Here is a 19,037-nt window from a genome sequence, read left to right on the forward strand (position 1 = left end):
GTCCTTGTTGCCGTTCGGTTCGTGGATCCCGTCAGTCTGTATTCGACCGACGTCAAGGGTGTCAAGCGGACAGGTCAGAGATCGTCAGTCTCGAAAAACGACGCGACGAGGTCGGCGGCCTCTCGCGTCTGTCCTGCGAACAGGTGGTCTGCTGGGAGCGACGTGACGACGTGGCCCGCGGCCCGTGCCGCCTCGACGAACGGTTCCCACCCGACGGTGGTGTCGTTCTCGCCGTAGACGACCTGAAGCGGGCAGTCGACTCCCGCGATGACGTCCCCGGGATCGAAGGCCACGTCGAGTTCGGCCCCCGGTGCGAGTACGGACAGTCGGTCGGGGTCGACCATCCGGGCGGTGGCAAGCAGTGCGACCGTTGCACCAAAGCTGTAGCCGAAGACGCCGACCGCTTCGTATTCAGTCCGCGCCCACGCGACGGCGTTTGCAAGATCAGTCTGCTCGGCGTTGCCGCCGTCGAACGGACCGTAATCGAACCGCAGACAGTCGACCGACCGCTCGGTGAGTGCGTCGCTGACTGCGCGCAGCCGACTGTCCCGTCTGGTGCCGCCAAACTGCGGGTGTGGCGGGCAGGCGACGACGACAGTCTCGGTATCTGCGTGCTCGCCGTCTGCGCTATCGAGTGTCGCGCGCACGTCGCGAGCGCCGGGAATCGGCAGATTGCGGCTCATACGGGGTGGTATGATGTAAGATTTTTAAGTTCCCTCGGTTCCTCTTTTCGCTATGGGCATCCTCTCACGCACGTCCTATCTCATCCGGTCGAAGCTCAACTCCCTGCTCGACAGGGCCGAAGACCCGGGACAGCAACTGGATTACTCCTACGAGCAGTTGCAGGACGAACTCCAGAACGTCAAGCAGGGCATCGCTGACCTGACAACACAGAAAAAGCGCCTCGAGATCCAGAAGCGTCGCCTCGAAGAGAACGTCGAGCGACACAACGAGCAGGCCAGACAGGCCGTCACGCAGGACCGCGACGACCTCGCGCGACGGGCACTAGAGAAGAAAAAGCAGAAGATGAACCAGATAGACAGTCTGGAGCGTCAGATCGACGAACTGGAAAGCCAGCAGGACCACCTCATCGAGCAGAAAGACGAACTGCAGCGGCAAGTCGAGGAGTTCCGCACCCGAAAGGAGACGATGAAGGCGCGCCACGACGCCGCCGAGGCGAGCGTTCGCGTCAACGAGGCGGTGACCGGAGCGGGCAGCGAGATGGAAGACATCAACCGACAGATCCGGCGCGCCGAAGAACAGACCGAGGAGATGGAGGCTCGCGCGGCCGCGCTCGACGAACTCCGCGAGAGCGGCGCAATCGATAGCTCCATCTCGAACAAGAGCGAACTCGACCGGGAACTCGAACAGCTCTCGACCGACAGCGCCGTCGACCAGGAACTGGAGACGCTCAAAGCCGAGATGGAGGGATCGGACGAGTCAGCCGACGAGACCGCAGAGGACGTCGGTCTCGACGAACTCGAAGCCGAAGTCGACGAGGAAGCCATCGACGAGGAAGCCATCGACGAGGAACTCGAAGAACTCAAAGAGGAGGAGTAGCGGTCGGCCCGCGGGAGGCGTTCGACTGGCGAACATCGAACAGTTTGTATTCGACCGGGACTGGACTCTCCTATGCACCTGCTTTTCGTTCACGCTGACCGGTTCGGGTTCGAGTGGACGGGCGAGGGCGACCCCGAAGCGACCCAGACGGAGGGGCAACTGTCGGAGTGTGTCGTCGTCTTCGCCACTGTCGAGGCTGGCGATACTAACGCCGTCATCGGCGCAACACGGGCGGCCGTCGAGTCCGTCGCCAGCCAGTTGAAGGCGGACCGTCTCGCCGTCTATCCCACGACCCATCTGAGCGAGACAGCCGCGAGTGCCGAGCGAGCAGTCGACGTACTCGATACCCTCGAATCGACGCTCGAAGACGACTACGAGGTGCTGTCTGTCCCACGTGGCTGGGGCAAGCGCGTCGAACTCACGCGCAAGGGCCACCCTCACGCGGTGCAGTCCCGTCAGATTTCTTCAGAGGATCACGTCACTACCTCCCGTGACCGCGAGTGGCGAGTGCTCTCCCCCGACGGTCGCATACGACCGGTATCTGCGGAGAGCGCAGACGTGAGTCAGTCGATGCAGCGAATCATCGATGCCGAGCGAGACGACTCCGATGTCGAGGATACGAAACGGTCAGCATACGAAGCGGCGCTTACCGAGGCCGGGTTTCTCAGGGGCGACGGTGACTCGGGAGAGATGACACTCACACCGCGTGGCACCGTCGTTCGGGACGTGCTGTACTCGTACATCCGCGACCAGTGGACCGAACACGGAGCAGTGCCGGTCGACGACCCGCGAGCGTGGAGTCAGCGAGTGGCCGTCTCCGACGGCGACCTGCCCGTCTCGCTGGTCGGAGAGTGTGGACGGCGAGACAACGAATCTGGCGAGACGGTGATGCTATGGACGGTCACCGCAGGCGGGGACAGCGCGCGCACGAGGCTGCGTCAGCAGGTCGGGCGTCTGTCTCGACTGCTGTCGACGCTCGGTGTCGAGTTCGATCCGCTCGTCAGAATCGAACGCGAATCAATCGAGGGGAGTGGTCACACAGACGGGAAAACAGAGCCGTGGCTCAGTGACTTGGGCGCTCAGATTGAGGCGGAAACGCCCGTCGAACTCGTCTCAGAGCCGGTCGAGTGGACCGTACGCGTGGAGTTCGTCACGGCAGGAACGCTCGGGGAAGCGCTCGGACCACCGACGATTCAGGTCGAGACGGGTCAGCGTGAGACCGCTGCGGGCGACGCTAACAGCACGGACGTAACGGCAGTGTCCTGTTCGGTCCCGATAGACAGTCTGTTGGTGGCGCTTGGAGCGCGCGCGGCGGAGACAGACCGGTCACAGATGCCCACGTGGCTCGCGCCGACGCAGGTTCGACTCATCCCGGTCGAAGCGAGCCAGTTCGACCACTGCGAGCAACTCGCCGAGACGCTTGCGATCGCCGACGTTCGGGTCGACATCGACGACCGTGACAAGCCAGTCGGGACGCGTATCGAAGCCGCCGAGCGAGCATGGATGCCCTACTACGCTGTCGTCGGCGACGACGAAATCGAGTCCGACCGACTCGCTGTCTTCGACCGGGCGGCAAATCGAGAACGATCGCTGACTGTCGAGGAACTCTACAGAGTGGTACAGGACGACAGCGAGGGATTCCCGCGTCAGCGCCAGTCGCTCCCCCGTCGAGTGAGCGACTTATTGGCGTTCGTCTAATCTGTTCGACGTGTTCCCATGTGGGACGCTATCAACACACATCTATTAGTGGTCGAGCGACGACATCTCAGGTATGTACGACGATATTCTTCTGCCGACCGACGGGAGCACCGCCACGGTGCAGGCGCTGGATCACGCGGTCACGATTGCCGACGACCAGAACGCAACGGTACACGTCCTGTACGTCGTCGACCGCCGCAACTATCTCGCGGCGGACGCAGACGTGAAAGACGAGATCCGCCGGTCGCTCGAAGAGGAGGGCGAGCGCGCACTCGACGACGCCCGAATCCGCCTCGACGAGGACGGAATCGACTTCCGCACTGCCACGCGCGAGGGGATCCCCTACCGAACGATCGTCGAGTACGCCGACGAGGAGGGGATGGATCTCATCGTGATGGGGACACACGGCAAGACCGGTGCCGAACGCGTCGCCAGCCTCGGCAGTACGACCGAACGCGTCGTGAAGGACTCGAAGATACCGGTACTCGTGGTCGAACTCGACTAGGTGCCGATGTCGACGTCGACCGGTTCGACGAGCGCGGGACTGTCGTTCGACGGGTCGTTGAGCGCTCGGCTGACCGGTTCGAAGGCCATCCGCTCTGACGGGTACGGTTCGATCAACTCGCGTGCGTTCGAACTCGGTCGGTCGAGCCAGTCACGCTCCTCCCCCTCCGGAAGCACGACAGCCATCCGGTGATGGAATCGGTCGAGCAGTTCGTTCGGCTCTGTGGTGACGATAGTGAACGTTCGGACTGGGTCGGCCGCCTCCGAGCGGTCGCCCCCTTCTCCGCCAGAACTCGTCGATCCAAACGTGTCGAGTCCGGCCTGGACAGTCTCTGGCTCCCACTCAGCCCAGAGTCCGGCCATCGCGAACACGCCGTCGTCGACAGTGATTCGAACTGGCTGGCGCTCCCCGTCGACGTCGACCCACTCGTAGAACCCATCCGCGGGGACGAGACACCGTCCGGCGCTGTCGGGTTCAGTCTGCTCGAAGGCACGCTGGAAACTCGGCTTCTCTGTCAGCGTCTCCCCGCGAGCGTTGATGTGGCCACCATCCGAACTACGCTCCGCCCACGGAGGGACCAGCCCCCACTCGAAATGGGAGACCGACTCAGGGCTATCGTCCGTGATGACGGGGAGTGACTGTCCCGGCGCAGCGTTGTATCGCCGCTCGTAGCCCTCGACGGTGACGTCGAACCGGGTTTCGATCACGTCGGGGTCGACAAAGAGGCTGTACCGTCCGCACATACCCACGATAGCGGCCTGAGACGCATAATGTCTCGGAATGGCCCCGCGTGATTAAGTAGGATGGCGCGCTATCTCCCCTCGATGGCCGAGGAACCGACATTCTCGATACCGTCCCACCCCGAACGTCGGTTTCCCTACCGCGGTGCCGTCGAGTACGAGGGCGGAACGGTCTTTCACCTCCGTCCGCGCTCTGCTGTCGAAACCGAACGGCTGGAGGTGCTTCTCCAGCGGATCCTCGACGACGGCCCCTATCGGTACGGCGACTTTCTGAACCTGCCGATGGTGCTGTATCTCGTCCGCGACGAGAACACCAGCGACGTGTTTCGCGTCTCGGTCCGGGACGGCGAAATCCGGTTACACGTGCTCCCCGAGACGGAATCGGCCGGTCTGCGGGCGCTGTTCGACCGACTCGACGACGCTACCGACACCGAGTGGCAGGTCGTCTGTGAGACGGACGACGCGGAGTGAGTCCCCCCTCACTCCCACGATGCCCGCAGAGAATTAGACGCCGTCGAGCGTCTCGCGGTGGGCGTTGATGGCGTCGAGCGCGTCGTTGATCGTCTCGACAGTCTCTTCGTCGACATCGTCTTCGACTTCGTGCAGTCCTGACTGGATCCGCGCGAGAAGGCCGTGGTCCGCCGCTTTCTCGCCGCTCGCAAATGCGGCGAGTTGGTCTGCCAGACTCGACAGTCGCTCGCTCGCGTCACCGTCCGTGTTCTGCGCCGCTGATTCGACCAGATCGGTCGCAGTCTGTAGGTTCTCGTGTCCCATAATTGAGACTATCTTGGGAGTAATAAAACTGTCACGATTGTCGCTTTCGCTCGACCCATCAACGAGAAAGTGGCGTGATACCGAGTGATAGTCCAGAAGTATTTTCGATTTTCTAACACTGTATAAATCCTTCGCATGCAGGCGGTGTGCACACACGACGAACGCAGTCTGATATGTCGTTCCCTCGAATCCGAGGACGTAATGGACAACACACGATATGCGAACAGACGAACCGTTCTGAAGACCCTCGGCGCGGGCACGGTGGTGGCGCTGGCAGGGTGTAGCAGTGACGATGGCGACTCCTCAGATGGATCGGCTGACGGGTCTGGTGATGGCTCCAGCGATGGATCGGCTGACGGTTCCTCCGATGGCTCCGGTGACGGGTCTGACGATACAGACAACGAACAGCCAGAGCAGGTACCGGGGGCAGACGCCCTCGGCGGACCGGACGACCTCCAGTCCGCGGCGACGGTCGAAGCACTGTCACTCGATTCAGACCAGGGAGCGGGACAGAACGTCTTCTCTCCGGCCGTCGTCTGGGTCGAGGAAGGCGCGACGGTGACGTGGGACATCGCAAGCGGCAGCCACTCAGTGACGAGCTACCACCCGGACACAGACGGGGAGATGCGGATCCCAGAGGGGGCGACAGCGTTCGACTCCGGAACGCTCTCGGAAGAGGAGACGTACGAACACACCTTCGAGGCGCGCGGCGTGTACAACTACTACTGTCGTCCACATCGGGGACTCGGAATGGTCGGACTCGTCGTCGTCGGCGAAGCGACCCCCGGGCCAGGAACGAGTCCACTGGAGGATGTCGAGGGTGCCGAAGCGAACGGGCTCGCCGCGCTGCTCGAACTCGCCGGGATCCAGATCGAAGCACCCGCAACTAGCTACGGCTGGACCGACGCCACCTGGGACTCGTACTGGTACTCGCTGTACAACATGAGTACGAACATCGCGATGTCCGGAAACGGGGTTCCGTTCCCGCTCAACGAACAGATGGAGCAGATGCAGTCCGAGCGGATGCCCGCCATGCTCGAACTGGCGGACACGGACCGACCACCGATCACCGACCCGAACCTCAGCTTTGCGGCGTTCACGAAAGGGGACCCGCACTTCACCCAGCAGCCAGTGCTGGAAGACGACACCGGCAGGCCGGACGGGAAGACACTCGCCTGGGACAAGTCGGCCTCGTCCGGAGTCGTCAGCCCCTCGTCGCTCGCCTGGACGCACCTCAAGGGAGTCACGTGGGCGAAGAACTTCCAGTCGCACTTCGACGTGCTACCCCCGGCAATTGCGGCAAAGTTCCGCGCGCAGTTGCTCACCACGCTCGCACAGGTGGGGATCAACGCCGCCATCCTCGTCGGCGGGTCCCGGGGGAATGGTGCGCTCACGCACGGTGACAGCTTCGAGTTCCTCTCGGCGTACCGGCCAAGCGAGGGGAAGATCGAGGACGAAACCAGACGACCGCACCACCACGCCGCGATGGTCTGGTTCCTCTCGGACATGACGAGTCTCGCACAGAACGGCTGGTTCGGCTACGTCAACCCGCGACCGCTGATCCCCAGAGAGGCCGGTGCCGACGGCATCTTCGACACCGACGTCGGGATTCAGGAGATCACCGACGGCGTCGCCGAAGCGACGATCGGACTGTTCGACCCCGAGACGGTCGCGAGCATGGAGTCGACCCGGTCAGTCGGACTGATGCTTGCTGCGATCGGCTACTACGGTCCACAGGCTGGCAGCGAGGAGCACCGAGCAGCAGCGGCCGAGTACGCGAACGGTCTCGCCGCTGTCATCGAGGACTCGCTCGAAGACTCCGGACGGGTCCAGAACGGTTCGACAAATCAGGCCGCGACGCAGGGAATCGTCGGCCAGGGGCTGCTCTGGGCCTCCGAACTCGACGGCGTCGACCACACTGACACCGCCCGGAGCGTCCTCGGATACCTGCTCGACGACCTCTGGGACGACGACGCTGGCACGTTCAAGTCCGGCGCGAACGCGGACACGTATGCCATCACCGCCCGCGACGCCGGTGATGTCTCCGGCGGGCTAAACGCCGCCGATACCCTGCTCGAAATGGACGGTGTCAAGCCCACGTTCGCGCGGTTTTTCAACCAGACGTTCAACCGCGGTCGACTCCAGCGCGCGGAGCGACCGCCGTCCCGCGACGAGAACGCCGAGTACACGCTTCCACTCCCGCCGATGGCTGGCGGCGAGTTCGGCCAGGCGGCCGTCTACAACGCCGAAGTCGAGTACGACACCGCGGCCGACGAGTGGTCGGTTACCGACGATAGTTTCGACACCGAGGGCGCACTCTATCTCGCCAATCAGGACATCTGGATCAGCCAGTGGGGCGGCGACTTCTACCAGGGTCGCGGCGTCCCCGGACAGAGCGACACGCCGGAGTGATCCGAACGAGCGCTCTTTACGCTGGCAAGACAATACCACACATGGAACAGGTCGACTTCTTGGTCATCGGGTCAGGTTCGGGTCTCGACGTCGCAAACGCCGCTGTCCAGCGCGGCCAGTCGGTCGCAGTCGTCGAGAAAGGCTCGCTCGGTGGCACCTGTCTCAACCGTGGCTGTATCCCCTCGAAGCTACTGCTGTATCACGCGGACGTGCTCGAAACGGTCGAGCGTGCGGGTGAGTTCCACATCGACGCCGAAGTCACCGACGTCGACTTCGCCGACATCGTCCGCGAGGTGAACGAGGAGGTGCAGGCCGACTCGGAGTCGATCCGCCGGGGACTCCGGTCGTCGTCTCGGCACACGCTGTTCGAGGGAGAGGGTCGATTCGTCGACGAGCGAACGGTCGAGATCTCCGGCGGCGAAGACGACGGGACGCGCGTTCGGGCCGACACAGTGTTGATCGCCGCCGGAACGCGCCCCGCGATTCCCGACATCGACGGCATCGAGAGCGTCGACTACCTGACCAGTACCGAAGCACTCCAGTTGGAGACGCCACCGGATCACCTCGTCGTCGTCGGCGGCGGCTACATCGCGGCCGAACTCGGCCATTTCTTCGGGGCGTTCGGGAGCGACGTGACGATCATCGGACGGCGGCCGAACCTGCTTCCCGAGGCCGACGCGGAGGTCGCAGCGGCGTTCACCGAGCGGTACGCCGAGCGGTTTACCGTTCACACCGGCCACGCGGCGACCAGCGTCTTCGAGAGCGACGGGCAGGTGACTGTCGAGGCACACCCCTACGAGTACGGCGACGGCGGCGGTATCGTCGACGGCGACGCCGTGACGGTGACGGGGGACGAACTGCTCGTCGCTGCTGGACGGACTCCGAACACGGACACGCTCAACCTCGACGCGGCGGGCGTCGAAACGGACGACCGTGGGTTCGTAGAGACCAACGAGTATCTCCGGACGACCGCAGAAGGCGTGTGGGCACTCGGTGACATCGTCGGCGAGTACCTGCTGAAACACAGCGCGAACCACGAAGCACAGGCCGTCGCGCGAAACCTCTTTGGGGAGAAACTCCAGCCGGTCGATTACACCGCGATGCCCTTCGCCGTGTTCGCCTCGCCCGAAGTCGCTGGCGTCGGCGCACACGAGTCGGAACTCAAAGAGGCGGGCCGCGAGTACGCGACGCGCACCTACCGCTACGACGAGACCGCACGGGGGGACGCGATGAAGGCCGACGGTTTCCTGAAGGCGATCATCGGTCTAGATGGGGAGATTCTCGGCTGTCACATCATCGGCCCGGACGCATCCACCCTCGTTCAGGAAGTCGTCGTGGCGATGAAAGCGGGGTCGGGCACCGTGCAGGACATCCGTGAGTCGGTCCACATTCATCCGGCACTCTCCGAGGTCGTCCAGCGTGGGTTTTCGGGACAGTTCAACCGTGGCGGACACTCACAGCACTCGCACTGACTGGCGTGGTCGACGAGCGGGGCGAGCGTCACCCCTATATAAACGTTTCTCGCACAGGCGAACACGATACAGTTCCCCCAAACGGGAGTGACTGTGGGGGTCGTACAGAGAGGTGTAATGACAAACGCAGCAGTCATCATCCTTGCTGGTACCGAAGGACACGAGAACGCTGGCCGCCTCCTGAACGGCCTCGAAACGGCAAAGGAGTTCGCTGAACACGGCGATGAGGTGGAACTCATATTCGACGGCGCGGGCACCCAGTGGGTCCCGGAACTCGAAGACGAGGACCACAACCATCACGAACTCTACCAGTCTCTGCGCGAGGACACCTCCGTCTGTGACTTCTGTTCCGGCGCGTTCGGCGTCGCGGACGCCGTCGCCGACGCGGGCGTCGTCACGCTCGACGACCACGACGGCCACCCGAGCGTTCGCTCGCTGGTTGACGACGGCTACGAAGTCCTCACGTTCTAGACGCGGTTGAACACACCCCTTCTGAAGCGATTACGGAACCTCCCCATCCATCGATCCGCGATACCACCGCCCCGTCTCAGCACCGCACTCTTCACAGTACGCGACGACTGCGGAGTCGTCGTCGGTCCGCTCCAGTCGGTTGTCGGTCTGCTCCTCGCAGTCCGAGCAGTATCGGAGTGTCTGTTGCTCGCCGTATTCGAGGGGCGCGCCGAGCGCGAGCGCCCGAACCGGTTCGTCACCGCGGTTCCAGCCGCGCTGGAGTTCTCCCGGAGCGAATCGGACGATTTCGCCCGCCTCGACCGTGACTGGCCCGTTCTCAGTCTCGAATGTCGCGGTTCCCTCCTGCACGTAAAACACCTCCTCCTGAATCTCGTGGCTGTGATAGGCAAAGGCGAAGCTGTCTCCCGGTTCGAGTTCGTAGTAGTTGAGCGCGAGGTCGGTCGTCCCGAGTGCGTCGGTGAGGGGACGCATCACCGCCGCTGGCTGGACGCTGTTTTCGACCTCGTCGATGCGAACCTTCTCCATACCCCCACTATTCCGCCGAGTCTTATCATATCCCCGCTGATCTGACCGTCAAGCGACGCCGAGTCCAGCGAGGACGAGTCTGACGCCGAACACGGTCAACAGCGCGAGCACCGCGATTCGCACTCACAGCTGATGACCGCACGCACACTCACCGATACAGTAGGTCGTCTCGTACTCGCCTGTGAGACTCGCCAGTCGCGTCTGGATATTCTCCGAGACCGACGACGGTCGAATGCTGGCCGAGGTTGCTCCGTAGGGTTCGGCACCGACGTCGATCGTGGTCGTTATCTCGCCCTGTTCGTGGTCGATCACGGCCACCTCGTCGGTCGTCTGCACCGGAACGTACAGCTTCGCTCGGTCAGGATCCCAGGTGCCGACGAAGGCCTGTCCCCCGAGGTCGAGTCGGTCCACCACAATTTCCTCGCCGAGGTCGACGACCGTCACGTCCTCGGTCCCCGGCGTGAACACGTAGCCCGTCTCCGAGTCCGGGCCGATCTCACTGGTCAGAGGGCCGTCACCGAGTCCGTCCGCGGGCGTCAAGCGAGCGAGTTCCGTGGGTTCTGTCGGGTCACTCACGTCCCAGATACTCTCGCTGCCGCGGTCGCCCGCGTTGTGCTCGACCAGCATCCGCTCGCCGTCCCACGCGGCAGTTCCCATCCAGGGTTCCGGGGGAACGCCGTCTCTGGAGTCGACCTCGATCTGTCGGTGGATCTCGAACGCTTCGACGTCGAGAACTGTCAGCGTGTCGCCAAACAGATCGGGGACGTAGGCGTACTCGCCGTCGGGATGAATCGTCACGTCACACGGCCCGGGGCCGTCGTTGGTCCCGCGGCCGCCTTCGGACCGACGGTCGATCTCGCCGGTGACGGCCCCGAAGTCCGACGAGTTCGGATCGGCGTCGATCCGGAACTGTCTGTGAGCCGGTTCGCGGGCGCTGACGACGAGATGGGAGCCATCGGGCGTGCGCTCCTGCCAGTTCGCGCCGGATCCGGTTTCGACGCTCGCGAGTTCCGAGAGCGTCTCGACGCCGAGTGCGCGAACGCTCTCGCCTGCGTTTATCCAGAGCGACTCCCTCGTGGCATCTGTCAGGCGCGGCGAAAACTGGTTCGACGGGAACGATGAGGTCAGCCCCACCGCGACAGTCTCGACGACTTCGTCGCGTTCGACGTCGACGAGACTCACCGTCCCGTCGCCGGTGTTGAACACGTAGACCGTCGCCGCTTCGGTCGTGTCCGGGTCGGTTCCATCCGACGCGGCGTCCTCGTCGGACCCAGTTTCATCGTTACCGCCGAGACAGCCCGCCGTGGCCGCAGTTCCGACGGCGGCCGACCCAGCCAGGACGCCACGGCGTGAGACACCTCGTCCGCGAGGGCGTCCGTCACCACCTGCATTTGGATAGAGTCGCTGGTCTGTCACACGTGTCTTTGGTCACACGTCACAAAGACACTTCGCACTGGGGTCAGAGTCGGTCGAGATACCCCAACACGTCACGCGTATCGAGTTCTCGATCAATGAGCCAGCGGTCGCCGTACTGATACAGCGTGCCGAGCGTGAGTGCCCAGACGACGTGCCCGAACAGCGACGTCGCCGTCAGATTCAGAACGCTCGCGGGGATACCGACGAGTTGGAGCCAGAACGGCATGACGACGCCCGCCGCGAACAGCCAGAGAACGAGGCCGAAGGCGACTGCGATCAGCAGCCGATTCCGGAGTCCGCTCGTGAGCCGTGCCGATCCGACCGAGAGGATACCCGCGTACACGAGACCGAAGACGACGCTGTGAAACTCGTGGCTGATCATCCCGACGACGGGGTTCTGAATCCCGTAGAGCGCACCGATAATCGGGAGCGAGCCGCCAACGGCGTTCATCGCGACGGTCATCGCGACGCCCGCGACCAGCGCGGTCACGATGGTGAGTCCGATGCGAGACGGTTCGACGCCGGGTGTGGTCAGCGTCCGCGAGTTCGTGGCGGCGTTCTCGCCAGCCCGTGGGAGTCTGACTGAGACCGTCGTGCCGTCATCGACGGCCGTCGTAATCGTCCCGTCGAAGCTCTCCGTGAGCAATCGGACGATGTTCAGCCCGAACCCAGTGGTCGGGTCGTCGAACTCCGCGATCTCACCGCGTTCCAGCAGCGCCTGCTGTTCGGCCGGGAGTCCGGGGCCCTTATCGGAGATGTCGACGACGACGTCGCTGGGCGACGGGGTGACCGAGACGCGAACCCGCGGCGTCTCGGCGTCGCTGTACGCGACGCTGTTTTCCAGCAACTGTCGGAACACCTCCGCGAGCTGGGCGTTGGCGCGGACGCTGATCTCCGTCGTCGGTGGCGTCCACTCGATTTCGGCAGCGGGATACTCCTCGCGGATGCGTTCGATCTCTTCGTCGAGACAGGTCACGACGTCGACGGAGCCGAGCGTAATCGACGAGCGGTCTGCGGTCTCCGAGATGTACTTGATGTCCTCGACGATGTCGATCACGTTTTGCGCCTGGTCGCTGACGACCGCCGCCGAGTCTGCTCTGTGCTGGTCGGTGAGTAGCTCCGAGTGCCCCTTTATCGCCGTCGCGGCGTTGATGACCTTATCTCGGAGCAGGCGATTGAGCAACACCAGCCGGTTCGCCTGCCGTCTGAGTTCCCGCCGGTGTCGACGGTTCCGCGCCGCGTACAGCCCTGTCAGCGTCCCGCCGACGGCCCCACCGATCAGGAAATTCGAGAGATAGGTCTGGTCGCGAACCTCCCCCATCGCCATCAAATCCGGCTGGGTCCCCAGAATTGTCATGACGACGAGAACACCCATCGTGGCGGTTCCGAGCACACACCAGACAGCGGTCGTCCGCACCAGTTCCCGGTCGTAGGCACCGACAGAGAGGATCACCCCGAACGCTGCCAGTGACAGGCCGAGCACCAGCGGAGCGATACCCGCAAAGAGAAACTGGACGGCCGAGTCGTTCGCGGCGAGCGTGACGGTAAAGCGAGTGAGCGCAAAGCCGATAAGCGCGATCAGGAGTCCACTGAGTGAGACAGATCGCCACGTCATTATGAGAGCACAGAACGTGACGAGTGATAGTGTTATGGGGCAGAGAATGCCGATCGTCCCAGCAGATGACAGGTGTCACACGAACTGCTGTCGATCGGATGTGGTCCGTACACATCGATTCAGATATTCATTATCATCCATCAAGAACCAGCCGCCCGTTTATATATCCGTTTCTGCAAACCGACACATATGCTCACAGCAGGATGGAACTATCGAACTGCGGGTGGACGCAGTTCGCGCTCGTCGTGTGGAACTGAGAGAGCCACTGGGCCACCGTGTACTGCCGCGCTTGAACGCAGTGGTGCTGCGGTCGGACGAACAGACGCGAAACAGACGAAACGCTGTGGCCGCGCTGTGAACGATTCAAATACGAGATGAGGACCATGCCCGAAGCACGACGCGTGAACGACCGCGGGGGCGACGGTATCGAGGGGATCACAGCGACGACGACAGTGCTCGTCGTCGACGACGACGGCGAATTCGCACAGCTAGTCGGGGCGTACCTCGAAGACGAACACGGGTTCGAGGTGCAGATTGAGACCGATGCGACGGCCGCGCTCGATTTGTTGCGACGGTCAAGCGAGATTGACTGCGTGGTGAGTGACTACGCGATGCCGGAGATGGACGGTCTCGAATTGCTACAGGCAGTGAAAGAGCACGAACCCGAGTTGCCCTTCGTTCTCTTTGCTGGACAGGGGTCCGAACACGTCGCAAGCGAAGCGATCCATCTCGGCGCGGACGACTATCTCGAGAAGGACACCGGGGAAAAGCGGTACGAACTACTTGCGACACGGATCGAAAACTGCGTCACAATCGCCAGACAGCAGCAGACCCTGCAGGATCTCTACGCGGCGATCGAACACGCGGGTCACGCAATCCTGGTGACCGACACCGACGGCACAATCACCTACGCCAATCCGACCATGGAGGAACTGTCCGGCTACGACCTCTCGGAACTGCGGGGGGACTCCCCCGCGATACTCAACTCCGGCGAACACGACGACGACTTCTATCGGGACCTCTGGGAGACGATCACGGCCGGTGAAATCTGGACGGGTGAGATCACAAACGAGCGCAAGGACGGCGAACGCTACGTCATCGACCAGACCATCGCACCGATCACGAACGCCGGTGAGATCACTGGCTTCGTCGCCATCAATCGCGACATCACCGAGCGCAGAGCGCGCGAACGCGAACTCCGGATGTTCCGCGAGGCGGTCGAACAGGCCGGCCACGCGATACTGGTGACCGACACCGACGGCACCATCGAGTACGTCAACCCCGCCTTCGAGGAGATGACCGGCTACGACCGCGACACCACCATCGGAAACACGCCTGCGATACTCAAATCCGGTGAACACGACGACGCCTTCTATCGGGACCTCTGGGGAGCGATCTGCAGCGGGGAAGTCTGGAACGGCGAGATCATCAACGAACGCAAGGACGGCGAACGCTACGTCATCGACCAGACCATCGCACCGATCACCGACGACGGCGACCTCACTGGCTTCGTCGCGATCAACCGCGACATCACCGAGCGCAAAGAGCGCGAACGCGAACTCCGGATGTTCCGCGAGGCGGTCGAACAGGCTGGTCACGCCGTCGTCGTGACCGACACCGACGGCACCATCGAGTACGTCAACCCCGCCTTCGAGGAGATGACCGGCTACGACCGCGACACCGCCATCGGAAACACGCCTGCGATACTCAAATCCGGCGAACACGACGACGCCTTCTATCGGGACCTCTGGGAGACGGTCCTCGACGGCGAAGTGTGGCAGGGGGAAGTCATCAACGAGCGCGAGGACGGCGAACGCTACGTCATCGACCAGACTATCGCACCGCTCACCGACGACGGCGAACTCACCGGCTTCGTGGCCGTCAACCGCGACATCACGGAGTTAAAAGAACAGCAACGGGAACTACAGCGACAGAACGACCGCCTCGAAAACTTCGGACGAACCGTCGCGCACGACCTGCGGAACCCGCTGAACGTCATGGACGTCCATCTCGAAGAGGCGAAGGCGGCAGACGACCCCGGACAGGCCCACAACGAGATCAGGACGGCAATCGACCGGATGTCGGCGCTCATCGACGAGTTGCTCGCACTTGCCAAACACGGCAAGAGCGTCCTCGACCCGAAACCGGAATCACTCGCGATCGTCACACAGGCCGCGTGGGACCACGTCAACACGCAGGCGATGACGCTCACAGTCGACAGCGATGCGACTCTGTTGATGGACATGTCCCGGGTGACGGAACTGTTCGAGAACCTGTTCCGAAACGCGCGCGAACACGCCGGAGCAGACGCCGCGGTCCACGTCGGGACGCTCGGCGATGGCTTCTACGTCGAAGACGACGGGCCTGGCATCCCGCCGAACAAGCGAGACGGCGTGCTCGAATCGGGCGTCACGACCTCTGAGGACGGTACTGGATTCGGCCTCGCAATCGTCAGCCAGATTGCCGAAGCACACGACTGGGAGATAACCGTCTGCGAGGGGCGTGCTGGCGGTGCACGATTCGAGTTCCACGACGTCACGCAGGCCGATCACGAAACGCATCCGGGGACTTAACAGCCCACCGACCGATCACCCGGTGATGAGCGACGGGCGCGACGAGGATGATGGGGAATCGGCCGAAAGCGACGGGTGCGTCGATTCCGACGCCACGACCGACCGACGCGAGGTCGACCGCGACGGCTCGACTGACAGCCACGAGGTGACTGACACGACACCGGTCGACCGGAGCGATTCGTCGGAGACGGAATCGGCGGCCCGGATCGAGACCTACACGACAGACCGGCTCTCGCTGTCCCCCGACGTTCGACTCCTCTGGGGGATCAAGGCGACGGCCCTGCTGGTGCTGCTCGGAGTTGTCGTCGGGACAGTGATGGTCGGTGTGGGTGTCCACCCCGCCTTCGCGTTACTCGTCGGTGTGACGCTCGTCGTCGCGGGGGCCGTCTGGGTGTTGTTGCACTACCGACGCTGGGTGTATCAGATCCGGGCGGACACCATCTACCTCGAACGCGGCGTGTTCACCCACGTCCGCACGCTCGTTCCCTACGTCCGGATCCAGCACGTCGACACCAGTCGCGGCCCGCTCGAACGGGCGCTGGGGCTCTCTACCCTCGTCGTGTACACAGCCGGGTCACGGGGTGCTGACGTCTCGATTCCCGGGCTCACCCCCGAGCAGGCGCGGGACCTCCAGCAGCGCGTGAAGGAACTCGCAATCGAAGCCGAGGGTGACGACGCACTATGAAACTCGACGGGCGGTCAGTTCCCTACCGGATCTTCGAGAACGGACTGCGCCTGGTCGGTGTGTTCGTGCTGTCGTCGCTGGTCTCCGGTGGCGGCGTCGGCGTCAATATTCCGGGAATTATTGTCTTCGGCCTGATCGGCATCGCGGCACTCGCCGCCTGGGAGAGCGCGTACGTCAGGCGCTTCGAGTACGAGATTACCGCAGACACCTTCGACATCCGCTCGGGCGTGTTCTCCCGTCGCGAGCGGGAAATCCCCTTCGAGCGCGTCCAGAACGTCGACATCGCCCAGAACATCGTCCAGCGTGCGCTCGGTCTCGCGGAGGTTCGACTCGAAACTGCGGGCGGCGGCTCCACCGAGGCGCGGCTTCGCTACGTCAGCCGAGGGGAGGCGGTCAGACTCCAGGAACTCATCAGCGACCGCAAGACCGAGGTGAGCGAGCGCGACCCGGGGGCGACCGACGATATCCTCTTCGAGCTTACCCAGCGCGAACTCGGACTCCTCGGGGTTACGTCGGCGAACCTCCGTCTGCTGGGGCTTATCGCCGTCGGGCTCTCGCTCATCTCTCCTCGACTCGTGCAGGAGGTCGGGCCGAGAACAGAGCTGTTGCTCCTGCTCGGGCCGGGTGTGGCGATTGCTGGCCTGCTCGCACTCTGGGTACTCAGCGGCGTGCAGGCCATCCTGCGCTACTACGGCTTTCGGCTGCTCCGCCACGAGGAGGAACTCCGCTACGAGCGTGGACTGCTCCAGCGATACACCGGCACCATACCGCTCTCGAAGGTACAGACGCTGATGATCCGCGAGAACGTACTCGCCCGGGCAATTGGGTACGGCAGTCTGGTGATCGAAACCGCAGGCTACGCCCCTGGACAGGGTGATGATACCGTCGAGTCAGCCGTGCCGATCGCACGACGTGACCGGGTGTTCGAGCTCGCACGCACGATAGAAAACGTCGGGGAGATCTCCTTTACCCGACCGCCAAAGCGAGCACGCCAGCGCTATCTCGCCCGATACACCATCGTAGTCGCGGTTCTGACCGGGCTTGCCGGACTCGTCCACGTTGTGAGCGAATCGCTCCCGCTCTGGTACGCGACAGCAGCGCTAGTCGTGTTTGTCCCGCCCGCCGCGCACCTGAAATGGCGGAATCTGGGCTACTACTGTGAGGACAACTACATCGTCACTCAGTCGGGATTCTGGAGTCGGCAGACGACCATCGTCCCGTACTATCGAGTCCAGACGGTCTCGGACTCACAGACGATTTTCCAGCGCCGCCGGGACCTCGGTACGCTCGTCGTCGACACCGCCTCCTCGGGCGGGTTCTGGGGCGGCGACGCCGTCGTCCTCGACGTGGACATCGAGACGGCACGAACCCTCCGCGAGCAGGTCCACGACCGCTTTCAGACTGCGCTCGCTCGCCGTGACACCGCACGCCTCTGACCCCACGTTCACCGCTCTGACCCCGTGGACGCCACAAACACTATCATGCAGGGAACACGAACGTATCTGACTGATGAGCGATCCGATGTGGGGGAGAAACACGAACGGGGGAACAGAGAGGGTCGACGTCCTCGCCGTCGGCGATCCAGTCGCCGAACGAACGCTCGATGCGCTCGGCGCAGAGCAGTTCGACGTGACAGTCGAACCGCGCCACGACGAGGCGCTTGAACGACTCGAAAGGGAGGGTTTCGACTGCGTTCTCAGTGGGACCAACCTCGGTGGGACGGCGCTTGCTGACGTCTTCGCGGGAGTTCGCGAGCGCACCGAGACGACGCCGTTCGTCGTGGTCACAGACGGCGCGTGGGCCGAGATCGAACCGATCGAGGACGAGGTGTCGGAGATCATCGTTCGCGGCGGGATGCCTGCGGGGCGGGAGACAGCGTGCATTACAAATCGGCTCCGACAGGCTGTCAGGGCGAGCAGGCGACTCGAAGCGTGTGAACGTGCGCTCGACCAGCGAACGAACCGGCTCGACGAGTTCGCGACGGTCGTCTCACACGACCTCCGAAATCCGCTCAACGTCGCTCGAAGCACCGTGGAACTGCTCGACGGCGACCAGGAACAGCTCGACAGACTCGACCGCTCGCTGCGCCGCATGAACGCGATCATCGAGAACGGGATCACCTTCGCCCGGCAACGCGACACAGTCGACGGGACCGCACCGGCCGACCTCGAAACCTTCGCGACCGACCTGTGGGCGGACCGGGAGACCGAGCACGCGACGCTGACCACCGATGCTGGCGGCCCGATCGTTGCCGACCCGGATCGGCTCCGCGAACTGCTGGGGCAACTGCTCGACAACGCGATCGAACACGGGGATCCGCCGGTGACTGTCACCGTCGGAACGTTCGAGGATGGCTTCTACGTCGCAGACACCGGACCGGGCGTCCCCGACCGCGCTCACGAGCGGGCCTTCGAACCGGGTGTCTCGACCGCGCAGGGGACGGGACTCGGCCTCGCCATCGTCCGCGAGATTGCGCGCGCACACGGCTGGACGGTCTCGCTCGCAGACAGCGAGAGCGACGGGACTCGCATCGAAGTTACGGGTGTCGAATTCTACTGACGAACACCAGCATCGGGCTCGAAAGCCGGAGT

The 19,037-nt window shown here is 63.6% G+C and carries 17 protein-coding genes; 11 read left to right on the forward strand and 6 right to left on the reverse strand.

What is annotated here, in order from left to right; translation table 11 throughout:
• Window positions 1-74: 74 nt before the first annotated feature.
• Window positions 75-683: an alpha/beta hydrolase gene (locus ACMGFL_RS12270; protein WP_436935823.1), complete on the reverse strand. Its 609-nt coding sequence runs from the start codon at window positions 681-683 to the stop codon at window positions 75-77.
• A gap of 52 nt (window positions 684-735) precedes the next feature.
• On the opposite strand from ACMGFL_RS12270, the gene ACMGFL_RS12275 reads away from it, so the two are divergent.
• From ACMGFL_RS12275 to ACMGFL_RS12285, 3 genes are all read left to right on the forward strand, one after another.
• The gene (locus ACMGFL_RS12275; RefSeq protein WP_436935824.1) at window positions 736-1,560 is read left to right on the forward strand and encodes a PspA/IM30 family protein; all 825 of its coding nucleotides are present in this window, start codon (window positions 736-738) and stop codon (window positions 1,558-1,560) included.
• Window positions 1,561-1,632: 72 nt separating this feature from the next.
• A complete protein-coding gene (locus ACMGFL_RS12280; RefSeq protein WP_436935825.1) occupies window positions 1,633-3,258 on the forward strand; it encodes a threonyl-tRNA synthetase editing domain-containing protein in 1,626 nt (541 codons plus the stop codon).
• A gap of 73 nt (window positions 3,259-3,331) precedes the next feature.
• On the forward strand, window positions 3,332-3,763 hold the full coding sequence (locus ACMGFL_RS12285; protein ID WP_436935826.1) for a universal stress protein: 432 nt from the start codon (window positions 3,332-3,334) through the stop codon (window positions 3,761-3,763).
• On the opposite strand, the gene ACMGFL_RS12290 is transcribed toward ACMGFL_RS12285, so the two are convergent.
• Window positions 3,760-4,506 (reverse strand): SOS response-associated peptidase, encoded by a 747-nt coding sequence (locus ACMGFL_RS12290; protein ID WP_436935827.1) that lies wholly within the window; start codon window positions 4,504-4,506, stop codon window positions 3,760-3,762. The genes ACMGFL_RS12285 and ACMGFL_RS12290 overlap by 4 nt on opposite strands.
• An 81-nt stretch (window positions 4,507-4,587) precedes the next feature.
• Here ACMGFL_RS12290 and ACMGFL_RS12295 point away from each other — a divergent pair, with 81 nt between their 5' ends.
• A complete protein-coding gene (locus ACMGFL_RS12295; protein WP_436936450.1) occupies window positions 4,588-4,974 on the forward strand; it encodes a hypothetical protein in 387 nt (128 codons plus the stop codon).
• Between the two features lie 33 nt (window positions 4,975-5,007).
• Here ACMGFL_RS12295 and ACMGFL_RS12300 read toward each other — a convergent pair whose 3' ends face one another.
• The gene (locus ACMGFL_RS12300; protein WP_436935828.1) at window positions 5,008-5,277 is read right to left on the reverse strand and encodes a DUF7553 family protein; all 270 of its coding nucleotides are present in this window, start codon (window positions 5,275-5,277) and stop codon (window positions 5,008-5,010) included.
• A gap of 201 nt (window positions 5,278-5,478) precedes the next feature.
• Here ACMGFL_RS12300 and ACMGFL_RS12305 point away from each other — a divergent pair, with 201 nt between their 5' ends.
• From ACMGFL_RS12305 to ACMGFL_RS12315, 3 genes are all read left to right on the forward strand, one after another.
• A complete protein-coding gene (locus ACMGFL_RS12305) occupies window positions 5,479-7,689 on the forward strand; it encodes a plastocyanin/azurin family copper-binding protein (protein ID WP_436935829.1) in 2,211 nt (736 codons plus the stop codon).
• Window positions 7,690-7,730: 41 nt separating this feature from the next.
• Window positions 7,731-9,161 carry a dihydrolipoyl dehydrogenase gene (locus ACMGFL_RS12310; protein ID WP_436935830.1) on the forward strand — a complete coding sequence of 477 codons (1,431 nt, stop codon included), beginning with the start codon at window positions 7,731-7,733 and terminating at the stop codon, window positions 9,159-9,161.
• A gap of 117 nt (window positions 9,162-9,278) precedes the next feature.
• The gene (locus ACMGFL_RS12315) at window positions 9,279-9,632 is read left to right on the forward strand and encodes a DsrE family protein (RefSeq protein WP_436935831.1); all 354 of its coding nucleotides are present in this window, start codon (window positions 9,279-9,281) and stop codon (window positions 9,630-9,632) included.
• A 30-nt stretch (window positions 9,633-9,662) separates the two neighbouring features.
• Here the strand turns inward: ACMGFL_RS12315 and ACMGFL_RS12320 are convergent, their stop codons facing one another.
• The 3 genes from ACMGFL_RS12320 to ACMGFL_RS12330 form a co-directional block, all read right to left on the reverse strand.
• Window positions 9,663-10,157, reverse strand: a complete 495-nt coding sequence (locus ACMGFL_RS12320; RefSeq protein ID WP_436935832.1) for a cupin domain-containing protein — start codon at window positions 10,155-10,157, stop codon at window positions 9,663-9,665.
• 123 nt (window positions 10,158-10,280) lie between these two features.
• Window positions 10,281-11,573, reverse strand: coding sequence for a beta-propeller fold lactonase family protein (locus tag ACMGFL_RS12325; protein ID WP_436935833.1), 1,293 nt, complete (start codon window positions 11,571-11,573; stop codon window positions 10,281-10,283).
• A gap of 43 nt (window positions 11,574-11,616) precedes the next feature.
• Complete coding sequence (locus ACMGFL_RS12330) at window positions 11,617-13,188, reverse strand: ATP-binding protein (protein ID WP_436935834.1); 1,572 nt, start codon at window positions 13,186-13,188, stop codon at window positions 11,617-11,619.
• Between the two features lie 383 nt (window positions 13,189-13,571).
• Between ACMGFL_RS12330 and ACMGFL_RS12335 the strand changes: the two genes are divergently transcribed.
• The 4 genes from ACMGFL_RS12335 to ACMGFL_RS12350 all read left to right on the forward strand — a co-directional run bounded on the left by ACMGFL_RS12335 (window position 13,572) and on the right by ACMGFL_RS12350 (window position 19,005).
• Window positions 13,572-15,761 (forward strand): PAS domain-containing sensor histidine kinase, encoded by a 2,190-nt coding sequence (locus ACMGFL_RS12335; protein ID WP_436935835.1) that lies wholly within the window; start codon window positions 13,572-13,574, stop codon window positions 15,759-15,761.
• A 205-nt stretch (window positions 15,762-15,966) separates the two neighbouring features.
• Complete coding sequence (locus tag ACMGFL_RS12340; RefSeq protein ID WP_436936451.1) at window positions 15,967-16,446, forward strand: PH domain-containing protein; 480 nt, start codon at window positions 15,967-15,969, stop codon at window positions 16,444-16,446.
• Window positions 16,443-17,882 carry a PH domain-containing protein gene (locus ACMGFL_RS12345; RefSeq protein WP_436935836.1) on the forward strand — a complete coding sequence of 480 codons (1,440 nt, stop codon included), beginning with the start codon at window positions 16,443-16,445 and terminating at the stop codon, window positions 17,880-17,882. Before ACMGFL_RS12340 ends, ACMGFL_RS12345 begins: the two co-directional genes overlap by 4 nt.
• A gap of 73 nt (window positions 17,883-17,955) precedes the next feature.
• Window positions 17,956-19,005: a sensor histidine kinase gene (locus ACMGFL_RS12350; RefSeq protein ID WP_436935837.1), complete on the forward strand. Its 1,050-nt coding sequence runs from the start codon at window positions 17,956-17,958 to the stop codon at window positions 19,003-19,005.
• Window positions 19,006-19,037 lie beyond the last annotated feature (32 nt).

Origin of the sequence: Halovenus marina (assembly GCF_051414115.1) — an archaeon.
Classification (GTDB): Archaea; Halobacteriota; Halobacteria; order Halobacteriales; family Haloarculaceae; genus Halovenus; species Halovenus marina.